Raw genomic sequence first — 15854 nt, 5'->3', positions numbered from 1 at the left:
GCAATTGTTCCAAGTCTGTGAGAATCGAAGTGTGAAATTGTGAAGTATAGAGCGGTTAGGGACGTTTGGTTGTTTTTTATTTTCGAACAACCAAACTGACAACTCGTCGGGGTGGTCGCGTGACGGTGTCTGGCCCTTTTTTACATCGCGGGTACGTGGCTCGAACTGATGACCGTCCGCGAGGTCGCTGTCGCGGCCTACCGAGAGGGGCTCCCGGCACTGGCGGCCAGCGCAGTCGGCGGCCTGCTCGCGGGCGTCGTACTTGGCGGGATGCGCGCGGAGTTTCGCGCCGTGCCCGGCCTGCTGGTGCTCGTCCCGGCGCTTTTGGCGACGCGGGGCAACGTCTACGGCTCGCTGGGCGCGCGCCTCGCCACCGGCCTCCACCAGGGCCTGGTCGCCCCGGAACTCCGGGGCGCGGACGCGCGCCTCTATCGGGCAGTGGCCGCCGCAATCCTCAACGGACTGCTCGCCAGTTCGGTCGCCGCCGTGGCCGCGGTTGCAGCGCTGACTGCGCTCGGCGGCGAGGCGGCCCCGCTGTCGATACTGCTGGCCATCGCCCTGCTGGCCGGCCTGCTCTCCGGTATCGTGCTCTCTGTGACCGTCGTCGTCGTCGTCTTCGCCGGCTACCGCCGCGGGTACAACCCCGACACGCTGGTCGGTCCCATCGTGACGACGGCCGGCGACGTCTTCGGCGTGGCCTTCCTCCTCCTCGCCGTCCGCACCGTGCTCTTTGCAGCGGGGGTCGGATAGATGCAGACCGAGTGGACCATCCGCGCGATATCGCGAGCGATGCTGCCCGTCCTGCTCGTGCTCACGCTCGTCGAAATCGGCAGCGGGCTCGTCCTGAGCAGTTTCGAGGCCGAACTGTTGCGCTCGCCGTCGCTGCTCGTGCTCGTCCCCGTCACTATCGGCACCGCCGGCAACCTCGGCAGCATCCTCGCCGCGCGGCTCTCGACGGCCTTCCACCTCGGGACCCTCTCGTTCGACCCCGGCGACGACATCCTGCTCGGCAACGCCGCCGCAACCGTCGCGCTGGCGGCGACCGTCTTCCCGCTCATCGGGCTGGGGGCGTGGATACTGGCGGAACTGACCGCCGGGGCCGCGCTCTCGCCGCTGACCGTCGCCACCGTCGCAATCACCAGCGGGCTGGTTCTCGCGGTGCTGGCAGTCGTCGTGACATTCATCGCGACCTACGCCGCCTACCGGTTCGAACTCGACCCCGACGACGTGGTGATTCCCGTCGTCACGAACGTCTGTGACGTCCTCGGGGTGCTCGTGCTGTTCGGCGTCGTGATGTGGCAGGTTTAAAGGACCAAATCTATGCGGGACGGTCTTCAGGGCAGTCCAGTCCTAACCCGGAGTCGGATGGTCGACCCAGAGCGGCACGCGATTGCTGAGGCGCTCACCGAGCACGGGCCGGCGACCGGCCCGGAGCTCGCGGCACTGCTCGACGCACACCCGGCCGCCGTCGAGCGACAGTGCCGTCTGCTACAACAGCGGGGCCGGATTCGCCAGGTCACCGGCGGCATGTACGCGCTCGTCGACGAGGGCGGCGTCCAGCCCCCGTCGGCCTCGGACTGACTCACTCGGCGGGGGGAATCTCGTCGGAGATGACGACCGCCTCGCCGTCGACCACCGTCTCGCCGTCGCTCCGGACGACGGCGGTCGAGAGCCGGAAGCGGTTGTTGCCGATGTTCTCGACGACCTCACACTCGGCCGTGACGCGCTCGTCCAGCGGGACCGGTCCGAGGTAGCTCACGTCCTGTGAGAGGTAGATGATGAGTCCCGGCAGGCGCGCGAGCGCGGAGGAGATGACGCCGACGACGAGCGTGCCGTGGGCGATGCGCTCGCCGAAGCGGGTCGTCGCGGCGAAGTCGGCGTCCATGTGGAGGCGGTTGGTGTCGCCGCTGGCCTCCGCGAAGGCTTCGACGTCCGCCTCGGAGAGCGTCTTGGTGAACTTGACCGTGTCGCCGACGTCTATCTGCGCCTCGTCGCCCAGGTACTCGAACGCCCAGTCGTCGTTCTCGTAGGCGGTGTCGACGCGGATGCTCGTCCGCTCGCGGTCCTCGTCAGGCGTGTCGCGTCGTCCCATCCGAATCAGGTGTGGCAGGTAGTTCGAGAGGTCCGTCGTGGTGACGATACCGACCACCTCGCCGTCCTCAACGACGGGGAGACGGCGGTAGGTGTGGTCACGCATCGTCTGTGCGGCGTCCTGGATGGAGTCGTCCACCTTGATGGTGAGCAGGGGGCTGGACATGATGTCCGAGACCGTCGTCTCGGCGGGGTCGAGCCCCTCCGAGACCAGGTCGGTCACGTCGACGTCGGTGACGATGCCGACGGGCGAGCGGTTCTCGCAGACGACCAGCGAGCCGATACCGGCCTCGCGGAGACGGGTCGCGGCCGTGCGCGCCGAGGCGTCTGGCGGAATCGTCTCGACCGGTGTCTGCATGACGTCGCGGACGGCAATGGGGGCAAGCATCGATACGTTGGCTGTCGCTCCACGACGTAATGAAACCCGCGACGACTGGCCGAGAGGTCCGGGGCTACCGGAGGAGACGGTAGCGGACGGCCCGTCTGTCTACTCCGGGTCGACGGGCTTGCCGTCCTCCGTCGGCGGCGCGATGTGGTCGACGAAGGCCTCGACGCCCGGCTCCTCGACGCGGACCCGGACGGTGATGGCCCCGAGTTCGCCGGGGTCGTCGACGACGAAGTTGACCACGCCCTGGAAGGCCGCCTGCTTCTTCACGCGGAAGGTGAAGGTGTCGCCCCGCTGATTGTCGAAGAAGACGCCGCGGGCGGTGTCGAGAATCTCCTGGCGGTGTAGCAGTTCGGAGAACTGCGAGAGGTCGTGGACCGTTCCGCGGAGTTCGCCGTGGCTGTGTTCGAGGTCCGCGCCGGGAAAGAGGTTGGTGACAGCGTCGGCCACCCGGTCCGTTACCTCCGTCTCGCGGACCGGGACCGTAATCTCGGCGTCGATGCTGTATATCATGACGCACCGTCCACGAGGGCCTCCGGCCCCTCGGTCAGCAGCGTCCGGACGCGGTCGTGGAAAGCCGCCAGCGTCCCCGTGTTCTCGATGGTGAGGTCGGCCTGCTCCATCGCCGCGCCCATGCCGAAGCCGAGTTCGCGCTCGTCGCGGTCGGCCAGCGACTCGCCGCCCTCCTCGGCGCTGGCATCGCGTCCACGCAGGTCCAGCCGCTGTGCGCGGGCCTCGAAGGGGGCCTCGATGCTCACGAGCGTGAACGCGTCGCCGAAGGCCTCCGCGAAGATGTCGACCTCGGTGTCCGACCGGATGCCGTCGACGACGACGGTGTCGGCGTCTTCGAGCGCGTCCTCGATGACGGGCAGCGAGCGCTCGGCGATGGCGCCGGGGCCGTTCTCCTCGCGCAGCGCCTGTGCGACCTCGCCGTGGTGGGTCGCCGGGTCTAGCCCCCGGTCGCGGCACTCCTCGCGGATGACGTCGCCCATCGTGACGACGGGGATGTCGAGTTCGGCGGCGACGGTGGCCGCCTCGCTCTTGCCGCTGCCCGGCAGGCCGACGGTACCGATGACGGTCATTGCGCACCACTTTGCGGACGGGCGGAATAAGGACTGCGCTCGGCGGGCGCTCAGAGCGCCGCCAGCACGACGACGCCGCCAGCGAGCAACAGAAAGAGCGCGGAGACGCCCACGACGAAGTGCCGCCGCGCCCGGTCGAATTCGACGTCCGGGTCCAGCGCGTGCGTGGTGGGATTCATCGCGAAGCCACCGCCGACGAGGGCGACGCCGAGCAACAGCAACACGGGGCCGGTGAACGGGTCCGCGCCGCCGGCCAGGGTCGCACCGAGGCGGATGGCACCGGCGAGAAACGTCACCAGCCCCAGCCAGATTGCGACCGGCCGAAGGCGCGGCCGGAGGGAGTCGGGTCGGTCGACGAGCGCTTCGAGTCCGAGTTCCATACACGACTGTCCCGCAGCCACTCCAAAAGGTGTTGTGGCTACTGCTCGCGGACGACGACGAACTCCGCGAGGTCCTGGAGGTAGTCCATCGCCTGGGAGTCCTCGACGTCGAGCGAGGCCAGCGCGGCCAGCGCCGCCTCAGACGTCTCGTGGGCCCGCTGGTTGGCCTCCTCCGGGGTCAGGTCCGTGACCTCGACCAGCGACGGGCGGTCCATCGCGGCGTCGTGACCCGTCGGCTTGCCGAGTTGCTCGGCGTCCGCCGTCGCGTCGAGCACGTCGTCGCGCATCTGGAAGGCGACGCCGACCCGCTCGGCGTACTGGCCGAATGCCTCGACGGTGTAGGCGTCGCTGTCGGCGGCGATTGCACCGAGTTCGGCCGCCGCCCGGAACAGCGCGCCGGTCTTGCGCCGTGCCAGGTCCAGGTACTCCTCCTCGGAGACCGGCTGGTCGACGAGTTCGATGGCCTCGCCCTCGCCGAGTTCGACCATCGCCTCGGCGACGGCCTGCATCGCCCGCTCGCTGGCCGAAAAGAGGGCGAACGCCTCGCCGAGCAGGCCGTCGGAGGCGATAATCGCGGGCCCGTGGCCGTACTCCATCCACGCCGCCGAACTCCCCCGGCGGAGTTCCGACTCGTCGATGATGTCGTCGATGACGAGCGACGCGTTGTGAACCAGTTCGACGCCCACCGCGTAGTCCACGGCCCGGTCGACGTTGCCGTCGAGCACCTCGCAGACCAGCACCGTCACCGTCGGGCGGACGCGCTTGCCGCCAGCCAGCGCCACGTGTTCGACCTCCTCGCGGAGTTCGACCGGCTCGACCTCGTCGAGGACCTCCCGCAACCGGTCCTCGACCCGGTCACGTCGGCGCTTCAGATACTCCATCGGCACGGGGTAGGTGTTTCCCCGGCAAGAGGGTGACGGTACCCGTTCGTCGGAGCGCGTATCTGGCGACGGCGCGCCGACCAGCGGTCGCCCAGGTGCGTCGACAGCGACACGGGCGGGATGGCGTCGGCGGGCACGACGAGCGAGCCCCGTCGGGCGGGGCTGCTGACGGGGTGAGACAGCCGGCGTATTTTTAACCCTCCCTTACCTACTGTCTGGTCATCCGATGTATGGAAATACGCCGTTTGGAGACGAGCCAGCGAGCCTGGAACTCACCGCGGACCAGCGGAAGACGCTCCGGCGCGACCTCTCCAGCATCGCCGCACGAACCCGCGAACTCCTGCCCAGCGAGTTCGTCGTCGGTTCGGAGATAACCCAGGGCAACAGCGGCCCACGCGCGACAGTCGCAGTTCAGCCGCCCGTCGGGTCTGTCGTCTCGGCGGACTACACCCCGGAAGGCGACATCACCATCGAGGAGGCCGAGCGCGAGGACCTGGCGATGGGGCTGGCCGCGAGCGCCGCGCTCCAGATGAAGCAGGCGATGCCCGAAGACCCTTCGCCGACCGCACAGTAACTTACACTGGCGGATTGTAGAACAGCGCGTACCCGAGTCCACCCGTCGCCGGCACGCTTCCTGCGCCGAGTGCAACCACTGTCCCCACCGGCAACAGCGCGGCGGCTACCGAGGCGAGCAGCAACGGGAGGGCGATGACGAGGAGTGAGAGGTCGTGTCGCGAGAGCGACGCCGCTCGACTCATCCTGTTCGAACAGTCAGTCGCGAGGTAATTAAATATTATTACTGCCGCAATCACTTGCCCCAGAACGGGTCGCGCTCGCGGTGTTTCTCCAGGTACATCGAGAGGACTTCCCGCTCGTCGGCGGAGATGTCCTCGGTGAGTTCCTGTTCGAGAATCTTGGCGTGTTTCTCGGGGATCTCGACCCACAGTTCGTCGCCCTCCTCGATCTGGCGACCCACTGTGGGACCGTCGATGGAGACGGCGACGCGCTCGCCGGTGCGGGCCTCGTCGACGTCCTCGCCCTCGTCCTGGATGGTCTTGAGCATCCCGACGCGTTCGGGTTCCGCGCCGTCGAAGTTGACGATGCGGGAGTTCCGCCGCAGGAGCCCGCCGCGAATCTCCACGCCAACGACGGCAGGGTCGGACTGGCGGAAGGTGTGGTCCTGCAGAATCTCGAAGCGGGCGGGCCGGGTGATGTTCTCCAGCACCTGCTCCTGCTGGGCCTCCTGGATGGCCTCGACGTGGTCCTCGTAGCCCTCGATGAGCCGGTAGATGACGTCGTGTTCGAACAGTTCGACGTCCTCCTGCTTGGCCAGGCGGCGGGCGTCGTCGAGCACGTCGACGTTGAAGGCGAGGATAGCGCGGTGTTTGGGGTCGCCGGCCGTCTCGGCGACGCGGACGTCACGCGGCGCGACGTCGCCCACCTCGGCGCGCATGATGGGAATCTCGGCGTCTTCGAGCGTGCTCGCGAGCGCTTCCAGGCTGCCCAGCGTGTCCGCCTTGACGGTGACACCCTCCTCCGCGGTGGAGACCTCGATTTCGGCGAGTTCGGCCTCGACCTCCGCGATGACCTCGGCCTCGTCGCGGTCGCGGACGACGCGGATGGGTGCGCCGGCCATCGCGTCGTCCAGGTCCGGCGCGGCGATTTTCACGCCGTCGGCCGCGGTCACCTCGTCGACATTCTCGAACTGCTTGTCGGTGCGAATCTCCGAGAGGGGCTTGGGTTCGAGCAGTGCGCGCACCTCGGTGACGATGGAGCCGTTCAGCCCGCCGACGACGATCTTGTCGTCCTCGCGGACCGTCCCGTCGTAGATGACCGCGTCGATGGTCGTCCCGAAGCCCTGGGTGTCCTTCACTTCCAGCACCGTCCCGGCACCGGGGCCGCCGACGTCGATTTCCATCTGCTCTTTCATGTACCGCTGAGACAGCCCCATCAGCACGGTCAGGAGGTCCGGGACGCCCTCGCCGGTCTCGGCGGAGACGGGGACGACGCCGATGTTCTTCTGGAAGTTCTGGACGCGCCAGTACATGTCCGCGGAGAAGTCCTCGTCCGACAGCTGGCCGATTATTTCGTAGAGGTTCTCGTTGAGGTCGCGCTGGACGCGGTCGGACTGGGCCTCGATGGCCACCTTCGACGGGCGGTCCTCGACCGGGTTCCAGCCCGGGACCGTGTCGATCTTGTTGGCAGCGACGATGAACGGCGTCGACGTGCGCTTGAGGATGTCGACGGCCTCGTGGGTCTGTGGCTGGAAGCCGTCGTTGACGTCGACGACGAGGACGGCGATGTCGGCGAGTGCGCCCCCGCGCGAGCGCAGCGTCGAGAAGGAGTGGTGACCGGGCGTGTCGATAAAGAGCAGTCCCGGCAGGTCGAAGTCGTCGGGGTCGACCAGGTCACCCGCGATGGTAGAGATGATGTCGAGCGGGACGGCCGTCGAGCCGATGTGCTGGGTGATGGCCCCGGCCTCGGCCTCGCTGACTGCCGAGCCGCGAATCTTGTCGAGGAGACTGGTCTTGCCGTGGTCGACGTGACCGAGGACGGCCACGATTGGCGTGCGAAGCGTCGCCGGCGCCGTGTCGTCTTGTTCCTGTTCGGACATCCCTTCTCACCCTGAGAATAGTTACATCCAGTTTCCTACGGCAGTTAAGTACATCGTCTTCCCGACGAGCGCTCACTCCGTGACGGTGAACGAACCGGTCATGCCGGCGCTGCGGTGTGGGTCGCAGTAGTAGGTGTACTCGCCGGCGACCTCGAAGGTGTGCTCGTAGACGTGGCCCGCGTCGTAGACGTACTGGTCGTCGGCGGTGGTGCCCTGCCAGGACGACGCCGACGGGATCTCGTTCGGCGTCACGTTGTGGTTGTCGCCGCGCCACTCCCAGCGGACGGTGTCGCCGACGGCGATGGTGAATGACTCGGGGCGAAAGCGGAGTCCGTCCGCGCCGACCGTGACCAGTTGCGTCTGCGGACCCGTCGCCGTTGCCGTTGGTGTCGCTGCCGGAGTCTCGGTGGCCGTTTCGGACGGCGTCTCCGTCGGCGTCGCCCCGGCCGTCGGCGTCCCCGTCTCAGTCGGTGACGCCGTCACTGTCGGGGTGCCCGTGGGCGTTGCTGTCGTCGTCTCGGTCGCTGTCGTTCCGTCAGTGGGCGTGTCGCCGCCGTCGCCGCCGCCGCATCCGGCAATGCCGGCCGCGAGCGCCGCGGCAGCCGTCCTGAGGACCTGTCTTCGGTGCACACTCGTCAGACGTTTGCCACGCAGTTATACCGTTGGGTCAGATGGCGGGGGAGTACGCCACGCGTCCGACGGCCCGTGGCGTTTATATTGGTCGACTCGGAACAACGACTCATGGCAGAGATACTCGCGGAGAACCTCTCCGGAAAGGCCGTCATGGGAACTGACGGGGCGGAACTCGGCATGCTGTACAACATCACGATGGACCTGGACTCCGGCCGTCTCCAGGACCTCCTCGTCGAACCGAACGACCAGCGGGGTCCCGAGACGGAGTTCGAGACCGACCGCGCTGGCCGGCTCCGCATCCCCGTCGGGCGGGTGCAGGCAGTGAAAGACCACATGATAATCCAGCGCTGACAGCCTGATTCTGATGTACGTTCTCGATTCGTCTGCTTTCATCAACGACTATCACACCGACGAGCGCATCGCGACCATCCCGCTCGTGCGCGAAGAACTGGAAGACGAGAGTGCCTACCGCTTCGACGCGATGGAGGGGTCGGGCATGTACCTCCACATCCCCGACGAGGCCACCGTCGAGCGCATCGAGCGCGCGGCCCGGGAGACGGGCGACTTCGCCGAACTCTCCCGGACCGACATCCGTCTGGTCGCCGCGGCCTTCGAACTGGACGGCCACCTGGTGACCGACGACTACGCCATGCAGAACGTGGCCGACAAACTCGAAGTCCCGGTGGAGTTCATCGCGCAGGATGGCATCACCGAACAGCGCGACTGGACGTTCCAGTGCCAGGGCTGTGGCCGGGAGTTCGACGAGAATCACGACCGCTGTCCCATCTGCGGGAGCCAGCTCTCCCGGAAGAACCCCGCCTAGACCGTCGCTCCGTCCTCGGTCTCGGTCAGCCCGAGGTCGATGAGTTGGCGGAGTACCTCCTCCTCGGTGAGGTCGTACTCGCGGGCCAGCGTCTTGACGTCCCGAGCCAGGTCGTCGTCGCAGACGACCGTGAACCTGGTCGGCATATGGTACAATACCGCTTCACAATCGAATAAACCCCCGTCAGACGCCAGTCTGACGGTCAGGCCGCGACCTGTCCAGTCACGCGGAGGTACTGGAGGTAGAAGATGACGGCGTTGTAGACGCCGTGGACGAGTATCGGGACCAGCAAGTTCTGCGTGCGCTCGTAGAGCAGGCCCAGGAGGAGTCCGAGCACCGCAGCGACCGCGAGGTAGGCGAACTTGCTCCCCTGGCCACCCAGCGCGAGGTAGTGCGAGACGCCGAACAGCGCCGACGCGATGACGACGCCCGGGAGCACGCCGTAGGCCCGCCGGAACAGGCCCTGGACCAGGCCGCGGAAGATGAGCTCCTCGGCCGGGGCGACGAACAGCAGCGTCACCGGGATGAGATACAGCAGGTAGACCGGCTGGCGCTCGCCCTGCGTGATTGCCTCGTTGGCCGCGGCCTCGATGCCGAACTGCTGGAGGGCCGCGCCGAGCACGTTCAACACGACGAGCAGTGAGACGATGCCGGCGATGACCCAGCCGATGTCACGCAGCGACGGCCCCGAGAGGTCGAACAGCGACCGGTCGCTGTCGTACCACTGGAGATACAGCCACCCGACGGCGATGAAGCCGACGAACTGGAGGGCGTTCCCGAACGCCTGGATGGAGGCGGGGATGTCGCTGACCGTCTCGTAGGTGAGCCCGAACAGACCGGCCACCGAGAAGCCGGCGAGCGTGAAGATGATGCCGACGGCGAAAGCCCCGATGATGAGGCCCACCGAGTGAGTGATGCTGCGGACCCGCTCGTCGAAGTCACCGTAGCGGTATGTGTCGGTTCCCATTCCGAAGTGGCCGCCCCTACGCGGCGTGACCGTAAGACAACACCGATTACTCCACGACGAGTTCCGCCTTCTCGTCGACGGCCGCGGCCTCCTCGAAGTCGCCGCCGCCGAGCAGTCCGCGGGCGGCGCGCTTGCCCCACTCGACCGCGGGCTGTGTGAACGTCTCCACGCCGTAGAGTTCACCGGCGAGGATGCAGGCGGCCTCCATCGCGTAGAGCAGTTCGCCGATGCCGTGGGCGTCCAGCCGGTCGAGTTCGACGCGGACGTTGGGCCGTCCCGCCGCGGCCAGACTCGCCTCCGTGGCCTCGAACTCCGCGTCCAGCAGGTCGCCGAGGCCGGCACCGCCGAGATAGGCCAGGTCTTCGACGTCCGTCTCGGGAATCGTCCGGTCCTCGCGGTCGGTCGCGCGGACGAGCGTGACCAGCTTGTCCCGCGGACCGGCGCGATAGAGCTGGAGCTGTGAGTGCTGGTCGGTCGCGCCGAGCGCGCGAGCGGGCGTCTGGCCGAGGCCGTCCTTGCCCAGGCTCTCCGCCCAGAGCTGTGCGAACCACTCCGCGAAGGGCTCCAGGCGCTCCGCGTAGGGCATCACCGCGTTGACCGACGCGCCGCGCTGGTCGAGCGCGTACGCGATGGCCCCGTAGGCGTAGGCGGGACAGTCGTACAGCGAGCCCGAAAGCGAGTCCATCGCGTCGCGGCCACCCGCCAGCACGCCCTCGACGTCGTGGCCCTGGATGGCCGCAGGAACGAGACCAACAGCAGAGAGCGCCGAGAAGCGCCCGGGGACGCCCTCGGGAACCTCAAGCGCGGGCAGGCCGTGTTCCTCGGCCAGCGCGCGCAGCGGGCCGCTCTCGCCGGTCGTGACGACCGTCCGCTCGGTCCAGTCGACGCCTGCGTCCTCCATCGCGTCGCGGACGACGAGGAAGTTCGACAGCGTCTCCGCCGTGGTGCCCGACCGCGAGACGACGTTGACGGCGGTCGAATCCAGCGGCAGGTCCGCCAGCGTCTCGGTGACGGCCTCCGGGTCGACGTTGTCCAGCACCCGGTGGTCGACGTCGCTCGGGCCGAGCGCGGTCGAGACGGTCGCCGCGCCGAGCGCGCTGCCGCCGATGCCGACGGTCAGGACGGCGTCGCTGTCGGCGAGCGGTTCGACGGCCGCCTGGATAGCCTCGGCGTCGGTCGTCTCGGGGAGCGAGAGCGAGGCGTAACCGAACTCGTCGTCGGCCATGCCCGCGGCGATGCGGTCGTGAGCGGTCGCGACGCGGTCGTCGAGCGCGTCGAGGGCCTCCGCGCCGATGCCGGGGTCGGCGACGGTGCCGAGTGCGTTGCCGATGTCTACCTTCATGTGCGGTCGCTCGCGCGGCGGGCGCATAGGTGTCACGACTGGCCGCGGGGTGGGGCGACTGGACAGCGGGACGGGACCGCGTCGCTTATTCGGGCGAGCGCCCAAGACCCGGACGATGAGCGACGCCGGCACAGCGACCGCAGACGACGCGTCCGAGGCCGGAGACGACGGCTACAGCGGCGTGCTCGGGACCTACCCCTACGCCTTCCGACAGAGCGAGTCACGGCTGCTCCGGAGTTACGTCGTCCTCGGCGGCCTCTTCACGCTGTTCGCCGGCTTCCTCTTTACCTTCGCGTTCGTCACGACCGTCGCGGGGACGCTCGGCGCGGCCGGCGGGACGTTCACGTTCGTCCGCTCGTTCGTGCTCTTCGTCGGGATGGCCGTCGTCTTCCCGCTGATGGCCCCCGTCATCCTCGTCGCGCGGCGACACCGCCGGTCGGTGTCGACGCTGGCCTACGACCGCGCGCTCGCAGCCAGCGGCTACCTGCTCGCCGCGTCGGTGTACCTGATGCTGGTCATCAGCGCCCCGGCGGAACTCCGCGATACGCCCTCGGGCGCGACCGCACCCGTCGTCGAGGTGCTGTACGACCTGCCGCCGGTCGCGAGCGTCGTCCCGCCGCTCGCGGTCATCCTCGTCGGCTACCTGCTGCACCGTCGCTACCGATAGTCGAAACGGGCAAGAGCGCGTCGCGCCTACGGCCGGCGATGACAGACGGCGCGACACAGGGGACCTTCGTCGTCGCCAGCGCGGACGAGGCGACGGCGGTCCTGCAGAACGTACAGAGCGGGCAGGTCCACACGCTCGCAGAGAATCCCGGCGTCGAGGCCGGGGAGATACTGGAGGCGACCATCGAGCCACAGCCACCGATGGAGGCGGTCTGGACGGTCGTCGACCTCTCCGGCCAGCGGACGATTCCGGTCGAGCGCAGCCCCGAACCGCCGACCAAGCAGGCGAGAGACATCGCCGCCGACCAGGCCGTCGGCGAACTGACGACGCGTGAGCGCGCCGGTGAGGGCGAACTCCACGTCATCACCGTCCCGGATGAGCAGACGGACCAGGCCGCCGAGGACGTCGTGGCCGACGACGCGACGGTGACCCGCGCGGCGCGACTGGGCGTCGACCGCGTGGAGGTCCGCGCCGCCGAGGGCGTTCTCAGCGTGCGCTACCTGCCCTCGTGACCGGCCGCAGTTTCCCGACCGCCCTCAGTGCTCCGGCGGCCCGGCGGCGCTCTGGACGCCCCACCCGCCGTCGATACCGCACGCCTCGCGGACGGTGAACTCGAATGTCGTCCGCTCGGTCAGTTCGGTGCCGCCCTCGACGGCTTCGACGCGGAGCGGGACGTCGAGGGAGTCGCCACAGCAGCCGACGCCGACGAACTCGGCCCACTCCTCGCCCTCGCTGGCGGTAGGGTGAGCTTTCCGCAAGTACGCCCGGAACGGCGAGTCCTCGACGATGTCTCTGCCCCACTGGGAGAGATCCGCGGGGTAGGAGACGACGACCCGGCTGGCTGAGCTGTCGGATGCCATACGAATACGTTGGTTACCAAGCGGTATAGGGATTGGCCGGCCGCGGACGGCGCGGACACAGCCGGGAGTGCTGCCGGCTGGAAGTCGTCAAAGGGAAGGCTTATTCGGGCCGCTGCCACACCCATCCGCATGGTCGACTTTGAGGTATCGGACATCGATTACGACAAATACTCCAACCGTCAGTTGGCGGCAATCCCACTGGCAGTACTGGCGCTGGCCCTCCTCATCATCGCCGCGTGGTACGTGATGACCGGTGTGCCAGTCGACCTGGGGCTGGCCTTCACTGGCGGGACGGAAGTGCGGTTCACCGCCGACGACCCTATCGAGGACGTCCGGGCAACCTTCCAGGACGTGGACTACGAGTCTATCCAGTCCGCGGCCAGCGGCAACACCTACATCCTGACGACGCAGGCGACGCAAGGCACTGCTCCAGGTGAAATCGAACAGATACGGACAGCAGCGGGAGAGGCTGGCTACGAGATTGACCAGGAACAGGGCCGCTCGGCGAGTTTCGGCGCGAGTTCCCAGCAGCAGGCGCTTCTGGGACTCGCCATCGCCTTCGGCGGCATGGCAGTGCTGGTCTTCATCCTGTTCCGGAGTTTCATCCCCTCCATCGCGATCGTCATCTCGGCGTTCTCGGACATCGTCATCCCGCTCGCGCTGATGAACGTCTTCGGCATCGAACTCACGCTGGGAGCGGTCGCCGCCCTGCTGATGCTCATCGGGTATTCGGTGGACTCGGACATCCTGCTGAACAACCACATCCTCCGGCGACGGGGCGGCTTCTACGAGAGTGCCTTCCGCGCGATGCGGACCGGTATCTCGATGACGCTGACCTCTATCTCGGCGATGATAGTCATGGCAATCGTCGCGACGCTGTTCGGGATTCCGCTGTTGCCCGAAATCGGGCTCATCCTCGTCTTCGGGCTGACGGCCGACCTGATGAACACCTACATGCTCAACATGAGTCTGCTTCGGTACTACAAGTTCGAGGGGGTCAAGGGATGAGCGAGCGAGAATCGGGAGGTGAGCGATGATGGACCTCCGCGAGAACTGGCGCATCGGCGTTCTCATCGTCCTCGTCGTGTTGAGCGGCGTAGCGCTGTTCATCCCGACCGGCGGGGCCAGCGCCGACACCGGCAACGGGACCGACGCCGCCAACGCCACCAACGTCTCCGACGGCGGCCTGACGAACCTCCAGTACGGGCTGGAACTCTCCGGGGGCACCCGAATCCGCGGCCAGCCCATCGGCGTCACGGCCGAGGAGGTCAGCCTGCCCTCGGAGACACAGGAACTGAGCGCCTTCCAGGCGACGCTGGCCGACGAACTCGGCACCGACCTCATCAACATCTCCGTCCGCCGGACCACCCAGTCCGCTGGGACGGTCGAGGTGTTCACCGAGACGGTCAACGAGACCGACCTCCAGGCCGCACTGTCGGCGACCGGGCGGGACGTCTCCCTGGACCAGATACGCGAGGGCGTGACCGAAGAGACGCTACAGACGACACAGAGCGTCATCACGAACCGCGTCAACGCGGTCGGTATCAGCGGCGGTGGCGCGAGTATCGTCCGCTCGGCGACCGGCCAGGACTTCGTCGTCGTGGAGGTCCCCAACAGGGAGATCTCCGAGGTGGAGAACGTCATCACCGACCGCGGGACCGTCCGCATCGTCGCGCGGTACCCCGTCGAGACGGCTAACGGGACCGAGTACCGCAACACCACCGTCCTCGAACAGGACGACTTCGCCGGCATCAGCCCCGCCCAGCCGTCGGGTGAGGGCAACCCGCCGCGCGTGCCAGTCTCGCTGCGGCCCGCCGCTGCGCAGTCGTTCGCCCAGGACATGCAGGAGTTCGGCTTCACCGACCAGGGCGTCCAGAACTGTCGCGCCGAGGTCAATCCCGACAACCCCGGCTGGTGTCTCTACACCATCGACGACGGTGAGGTCATCTACAGCGCGGGCATCTCCTCGGGACTCGCGGGCGACATGGTGTCGGGCACGTTCGCCAACAGCCGGAGCTTCGTGCTCGAAACCCGGAGCTTCGAGCAGGCACAGGCGGTCCAGGTCAGCCTCGAATCCGGCGCGCTCCCGACGACGCTCGACGTGCAGTCGACGTACTACCTCAACCCGAGCCTCGCCCAGTCGTTCAAGCCGCTGGCGCTGCTGACCGGGCTGGCCGCGTGGATAATCGTCAGCACCGTGGTCTTCTACCGCTACCGCGAAATCCGCATCGCCATCCCCATGCTGTTGACCGCCGGCGCGGAGGTGTTCATCCTGCTCGGCTTCGCCGCGACGGTCGGGCTCGCGCTCGACCTCTCGCACATCGCGGGGCTCATCGCCGTCATCGGGACGGGGGTGGACGACCTCATCATCATCGCGGACGAAATCCTCCAGCAGGGGAAGGTCGCGACCGGGCGCGTCTTCCAAAACCGCTTCCGCAAGGCGTTCTGGGTCATCGGCGCGGCCGCCGCGACGACCATCATCGCGATGAGCCCGCTGGCCGTGCTCAGCCTCGGCGACCTGCAGGGCTTCGCCATCGTCACCATCGTCGGCGTCCTCATCGGCGTGCTCATCACCCGGCCCGCCTACGGTGACGTCCTCCGGAACCTCCTCATCAGCGAGGACTGAGACGGCCCCCGTTTTCCGGCGTTGCGCGTTCACACCACGATTCTCATGCGATAGTGACGCGCAAATAGCATTAACAAGCTAACGGGAGACAGTCTACCTGTATGCCGCCCGAACAGCTCACGGAAGCCCAGATGGACGACCTGCTAGACGCGACAGAGGGCATCATCGACGGTCACCTTCGGAGTATCACGCACTTCACCGAAGACAGCGTCGAGCAGATTTACCTCCAGGACTACCTCGAAGCCAACGCCGACCTGGAGAGTTTCGCGACGGCAGAGCGGCCGGGACTCGACAACAGGATGGACCACCGCAACACCGAACTCGGCGGGTACGAGTGTTCCATCCGGGTCTTCGAGCGCGGGTACCTGGTCAGCGTCGTCGCCGACGGCCACGGCGTGTTCGTGACAGCCGACAAGATGGAACTGGAGCGGTTCGAGGAACTCGGCGAGGCGCTGCGGGAGACGCTCGAAGAAATCGCGGTGTCGTGAGGGTCGGTCCGGGCG

23 protein-coding genes are annotated in these 15854 nt (G+C 67.7%); 11 read left to right on the top strand and 12 right to left on the bottom strand.

The genetic code is table 11. From position 1 onward, the window contains the following. The first annotated feature begins 168 nt into the window (after positions 1-168). The 3 genes from WDJ57_RS17250 to WDJ57_RS17240 are packed head-to-tail and all read left to right on the top strand — an operon-like array spanning position 169 to position 1581. Positions 169-750, top strand: coding sequence for a magnesium transporter (locus WDJ57_RS17250; RefSeq protein WP_338902159.1), 582 nt, complete (start codon positions 169-171; stop codon positions 748-750). After that, complete coding sequence (locus tag WDJ57_RS17245; protein WP_338902157.1) at positions 751-1308, top strand: magnesium transporter; 558 nt, start codon at positions 751-753, stop codon at positions 1306-1308. It abuts the gene before it with no gap. Between the two features lie 57 nt (positions 1309-1365). Beyond that, the gene (locus tag WDJ57_RS17240; RefSeq protein ID WP_338902156.1) at positions 1366-1581 is read left to right on the top strand and encodes a hypothetical protein; all 216 of its coding nucleotides are present in this window, start codon (positions 1366-1368) and stop codon (positions 1579-1581) included. Between the two features lies 1 nt (position 1582). On the opposite strand, the gene WDJ57_RS17235 is transcribed toward WDJ57_RS17240, so the two are convergent. The 5 genes from WDJ57_RS17235 to WDJ57_RS17215 all read right to left on the bottom strand — a co-directional run bounded on the left by WDJ57_RS17235 (position 1583) and on the right by WDJ57_RS17215 (position 4819). Then, positions 1583-2479 (bottom strand): CBS domain-containing protein, encoded by an 897-nt coding sequence (locus WDJ57_RS17235; protein ID WP_338902155.1) that lies wholly within the window; start codon positions 2477-2479, stop codon positions 1583-1585. A 99-nt stretch (positions 2480-2578) separates the two neighbouring features. Further along, positions 2579-2989 carry an RNA-binding domain-containing protein gene (locus WDJ57_RS17230; protein WP_338902154.1) on the bottom strand — a complete coding sequence of 137 codons (411 nt, stop codon included), beginning with the start codon at positions 2987-2989 and terminating at the stop codon, positions 2579-2581. Beyond that, positions 2986-3558, bottom strand: a complete 573-nt coding sequence (locus WDJ57_RS17225) for an AAA family ATPase (protein WP_338902153.1) — start codon at positions 3556-3558, stop codon at positions 2986-2988. Before WDJ57_RS17225 ends, WDJ57_RS17230 begins: the two co-directional genes overlap by 4 nt. Before the next feature lie 50 nt (positions 3559-3608). Then, positions 3609-3938: a hypothetical protein gene (locus WDJ57_RS17220; protein WP_338902152.1), complete on the bottom strand. Its 330-nt coding sequence runs from the start codon at positions 3936-3938 to the stop codon at positions 3609-3611. Between the two features lie 38 nt (positions 3939-3976). Continuing rightward, the gene (locus WDJ57_RS17215; RefSeq protein WP_338902151.1) at positions 3977-4819 is read right to left on the bottom strand and encodes a polyprenyl synthetase family protein; all 843 of its coding nucleotides are present in this window, start codon (positions 4817-4819) and stop codon (positions 3977-3979) included. 226 nt (positions 4820-5045) lie between these two features. Between WDJ57_RS17215 and WDJ57_RS17210 the strand changes: the two genes are divergently transcribed. Further along, complete coding sequence (locus WDJ57_RS17210; protein ID WP_338902150.1) at positions 5046-5393, top strand: DUF5811 family protein; 348 nt, start codon at positions 5046-5048, stop codon at positions 5391-5393. A 1-nt stretch (position 5394) separates the two neighbouring features. Here WDJ57_RS17210 and WDJ57_RS17205 read toward each other — a convergent pair whose 3' ends face one another. The 3 genes from WDJ57_RS17205 to WDJ57_RS17195 form a co-directional block, all read right to left on the bottom strand. Continuing rightward, positions 5395-5577: a hypothetical protein gene (locus WDJ57_RS17205; RefSeq protein WP_338902149.1), complete on the bottom strand. Its 183-nt coding sequence runs from the start codon at positions 5575-5577 to the stop codon at positions 5395-5397. 50 nt (positions 5578-5627) lie between these two features. Beyond that, positions 5628-7433: a translation initiation factor IF-2 gene (gene infB / locus WDJ57_RS17200; RefSeq protein ID WP_338902148.1), complete on the bottom strand. Its 1806-nt coding sequence runs from the start codon at positions 7431-7433 to the stop codon at positions 5628-5630. A gap of 72 nt (positions 7434-7505) precedes the next feature. Continuing rightward, complete coding sequence (locus WDJ57_RS17195; protein WP_338902147.1) at positions 7506-8063, bottom strand: plastocyanin/azurin family copper-binding protein; 558 nt, start codon at positions 8061-8063, stop codon at positions 7506-7508. 111 nt (positions 8064-8174) lie between these two features. On the opposite strand from WDJ57_RS17195, the gene WDJ57_RS17190 reads away from it, so the two are divergent. Both WDJ57_RS17190 and WDJ57_RS17185 read left to right on the top strand, forming a co-directional pair. Next, positions 8175-8417, top strand: coding sequence for a PRC-barrel domain-containing protein (locus tag WDJ57_RS17190; RefSeq protein WP_338902145.1), 243 nt, complete (start codon positions 8175-8177; stop codon positions 8415-8417). A gap of 13 nt (positions 8418-8430) precedes the next feature. Then, positions 8431-8889 carry an NOB1 family endonuclease gene (locus WDJ57_RS17185; protein ID WP_338902144.1) on the top strand — a complete coding sequence of 153 codons (459 nt, stop codon included), beginning with the start codon at positions 8431-8433 and terminating at the stop codon, positions 8887-8889. On the opposite strand, the gene WDJ57_RS17180 is transcribed toward WDJ57_RS17185, so the two are convergent. Genes WDJ57_RS17180 through WDJ57_RS17170 form a run of 3 tightly spaced genes read right to left on the bottom strand, consistent with a single transcriptional unit; the run spans position 8886 to position 11198 of the window. Continuing rightward, positions 8886-9035: a CopG family transcriptional regulator gene (locus WDJ57_RS17180; RefSeq protein WP_338902143.1), complete on the bottom strand. Its 150-nt coding sequence runs from the start codon at positions 9033-9035 to the stop codon at positions 8886-8888. The genes WDJ57_RS17185 and WDJ57_RS17180 overlap by 4 nt on opposite strands. 56 nt (positions 9036-9091) lie before the next feature. After that, positions 9092-9856, bottom strand: coding sequence for a CPBP family intramembrane glutamic endopeptidase (locus tag WDJ57_RS17175; RefSeq protein WP_338902142.1), 765 nt, complete (start codon positions 9854-9856; stop codon positions 9092-9094). A 46-nt stretch (positions 9857-9902) separates the two neighbouring features. Beyond that, a complete protein-coding gene (locus tag WDJ57_RS17170; RefSeq protein WP_338902141.1) occupies positions 9903-11198 on the bottom strand; it encodes a glucose-6-phosphate isomerase in 1296 nt (431 codons plus the stop codon). 115 nt (positions 11199-11313) lie between these two features. Here WDJ57_RS17170 and WDJ57_RS17165 point away from each other — a divergent pair, with 115 nt between their 5' ends. Both WDJ57_RS17165 and WDJ57_RS17160 read left to right on the top strand, forming a co-directional pair. Then, positions 11314-11865, top strand: coding sequence for a hypothetical protein (locus WDJ57_RS17165; protein WP_338902139.1), 552 nt, complete (start codon positions 11314-11316; stop codon positions 11863-11865). A gap of 38 nt (positions 11866-11903) precedes the next feature. Further along, entirely contained in the window at positions 11904-12377 is a 474-nt protein-coding gene (locus tag WDJ57_RS17160) for a DUF5812 family protein (RefSeq protein ID WP_338902138.1), read from the top strand. 24 nt (positions 12378-12401) lie between these two features. On the opposite strand, the gene WDJ57_RS17155 is transcribed toward WDJ57_RS17160, so the two are convergent. Further along, a complete protein-coding gene (locus tag WDJ57_RS17155; RefSeq protein WP_338902137.1) occupies positions 12402-12725 on the bottom strand; it encodes a hypothetical protein in 324 nt (107 codons plus the stop codon). 129 nt (positions 12726-12854) lie between these two features. Between WDJ57_RS17155 and secF the strand changes: the two genes are divergently transcribed. The 3 genes from secF to WDJ57_RS17140 all read left to right on the top strand — a co-directional run bounded on the left by secF (position 12855) and on the right by WDJ57_RS17140 (position 15839). Beyond that, positions 12855-13733 carry a protein translocase subunit SecF gene (gene secF, locus WDJ57_RS17150; RefSeq protein ID WP_338902135.1) on the top strand — a complete coding sequence of 293 codons (879 nt, stop codon included), beginning with the start codon at positions 12855-12857 and terminating at the stop codon, positions 13731-13733. Positions 13734-13761: 28 nt separating this feature from the next. After that, on the top strand, positions 13762-15351 hold the full coding sequence (locus tag WDJ57_RS17145) for a preprotein translocase subunit SecD (protein ID WP_417750488.1): 1590 nt from the start codon (positions 13762-13764) through the stop codon (positions 15349-15351). A gap of 101 nt (positions 15352-15452) precedes the next feature. Then, complete coding sequence (locus WDJ57_RS17140; RefSeq protein ID WP_338902132.1) at positions 15453-15839, top strand: DUF7522 family protein; 387 nt, start codon at positions 15453-15455, stop codon at positions 15837-15839. Positions 15840-15854 lie beyond the last annotated feature (15 nt).

It is taken from the genome of Salinibaculum sp. SYNS191 (assembly GCF_037338445.1).
Taxonomy (GTDB): domain Archaea; phylum Halobacteriota; class Halobacteria; order Halobacteriales; family Haloarculaceae; genus Salinibaculum; species Salinibaculum marinum.
The sequence above is the reverse complement of the archived record's forward strand: the minus strand, read 5'-3'. Positions and strand labels throughout refer to the sequence as shown.

Coding starts and splice junctions, on each gene's coding strand:
- WDJ57_RS17140 (WP_338902132.1), top strand. CDS start 15,453: ATGCCGCCCGAACAGCTCACGGAAGCCCAGATGGACGACCTGCTAGAC.
- WDJ57_RS17225 (WP_338902153.1), bottom strand. CDS start 3,558: ATGACCGTCATCGGTACCGTCGGCCTGCCGGGCAGCGGCAAGAGCGAG.
- WDJ57_RS17250 (WP_338902159.1), top strand. CDS start 169: ATGACCGTCCGCGAGGTCGCTGTCGCGGCCTACCGAGAGGGGCTCCCG.
- WDJ57_RS17205 (WP_338902149.1), bottom strand. CDS start 5,577: ATGAGTCGAGCGGCGTCGCTCTCGCGACACGACCTCTCACTCCTCGTC.
- secF (WP_338902135.1), top strand. CDS start 12,855: ATGGTCGACTTTGAGGTATCGGACATCGATTACGACAAATACTCCAAC.
- WDJ57_RS17165 (WP_338902139.1), top strand. CDS start 11,314: ATGAGCGACGCCGGCACAGCGACCGCAGACGACGCGTCCGAGGCCGGA.
- WDJ57_RS17215 (WP_338902151.1), bottom strand. CDS start 4,819: ATGGAGTATCTGAAGCGCCGACGTGACCGGGTCGAGGACCGGTTGCGG.
- WDJ57_RS17145 (WP_417750488.1), top strand. CDS start 13,762: ATGGACCTCCGCGAGAACTGGCGCATCGGCGTTCTCATCGTCCTCGTC.
- WDJ57_RS17235 (WP_338902155.1), bottom strand. CDS start 2,479: ATGCTTGCCCCCATTGCCGTCCGCGACGTCATGCAGACACCGGTCGAG.
- WDJ57_RS17185 (WP_338902144.1), top strand. CDS start 8,431: ATGTACGTTCTCGATTCGTCTGCTTTCATCAACGACTATCACACCGAC.
- WDJ57_RS17240 (WP_338902156.1), top strand. CDS start 1,366: ATGGTCGACCCAGAGCGGCACGCGATTGCTGAGGCGCTCACCGAGCAC.
- WDJ57_RS17155 (WP_338902137.1), bottom strand. CDS start 12,725: ATGGCATCCGACAGCTCAGCCAGCCGGGTCGTCGTCTCCTACCCCGCG.
- WDJ57_RS17175 (WP_338902142.1), bottom strand. CDS start 9,856: ATGGGAACCGACACATACCGCTACGGTGACTTCGACGAGCGGGTCCGC.
- WDJ57_RS17220 (WP_338902152.1), bottom strand. CDS start 3,938: ATGGAACTCGGACTCGAAGCGCTCGTCGACCGACCCGACTCCCTCCGG.
- WDJ57_RS17170 (WP_338902141.1), bottom strand. CDS start 11,198: ATGAAGGTAGACATCGGCAACGCACTCGGCACCGTCGCCGACCCCGGC.
- infB (WP_338902148.1), bottom strand. CDS start 7,433: ATGTCCGAACAGGAACAAGACGACACGGCGCCGGCGACGCTTCGCACG.
- WDJ57_RS17180 (WP_338902143.1), bottom strand. CDS start 9,035: ATGCCGACCAGGTTCACGGTCGTCTGCGACGACGACCTGGCTCGGGAC.
- WDJ57_RS17190 (WP_338902145.1), top strand. CDS start 8,175: ATGGCAGAGATACTCGCGGAGAACCTCTCCGGAAAGGCCGTCATGGGA.
- WDJ57_RS17160 (WP_338902138.1), top strand. CDS start 11,904: ATGACAGACGGCGCGACACAGGGGACCTTCGTCGTCGCCAGCGCGGAC.
- WDJ57_RS17210 (WP_338902150.1), top strand. CDS start 5,046: ATGTATGGAAATACGCCGTTTGGAGACGAGCCAGCGAGCCTGGAACTC.
- WDJ57_RS17230 (WP_338902154.1), bottom strand. CDS start 2,989: ATGATATACAGCATCGACGCCGAGATTACGGTCCCGGTCCGCGAGACG.
- WDJ57_RS17245 (WP_338902157.1), top strand. CDS start 751: ATGCAGACCGAGTGGACCATCCGCGCGATATCGCGAGCGATGCTGCCC.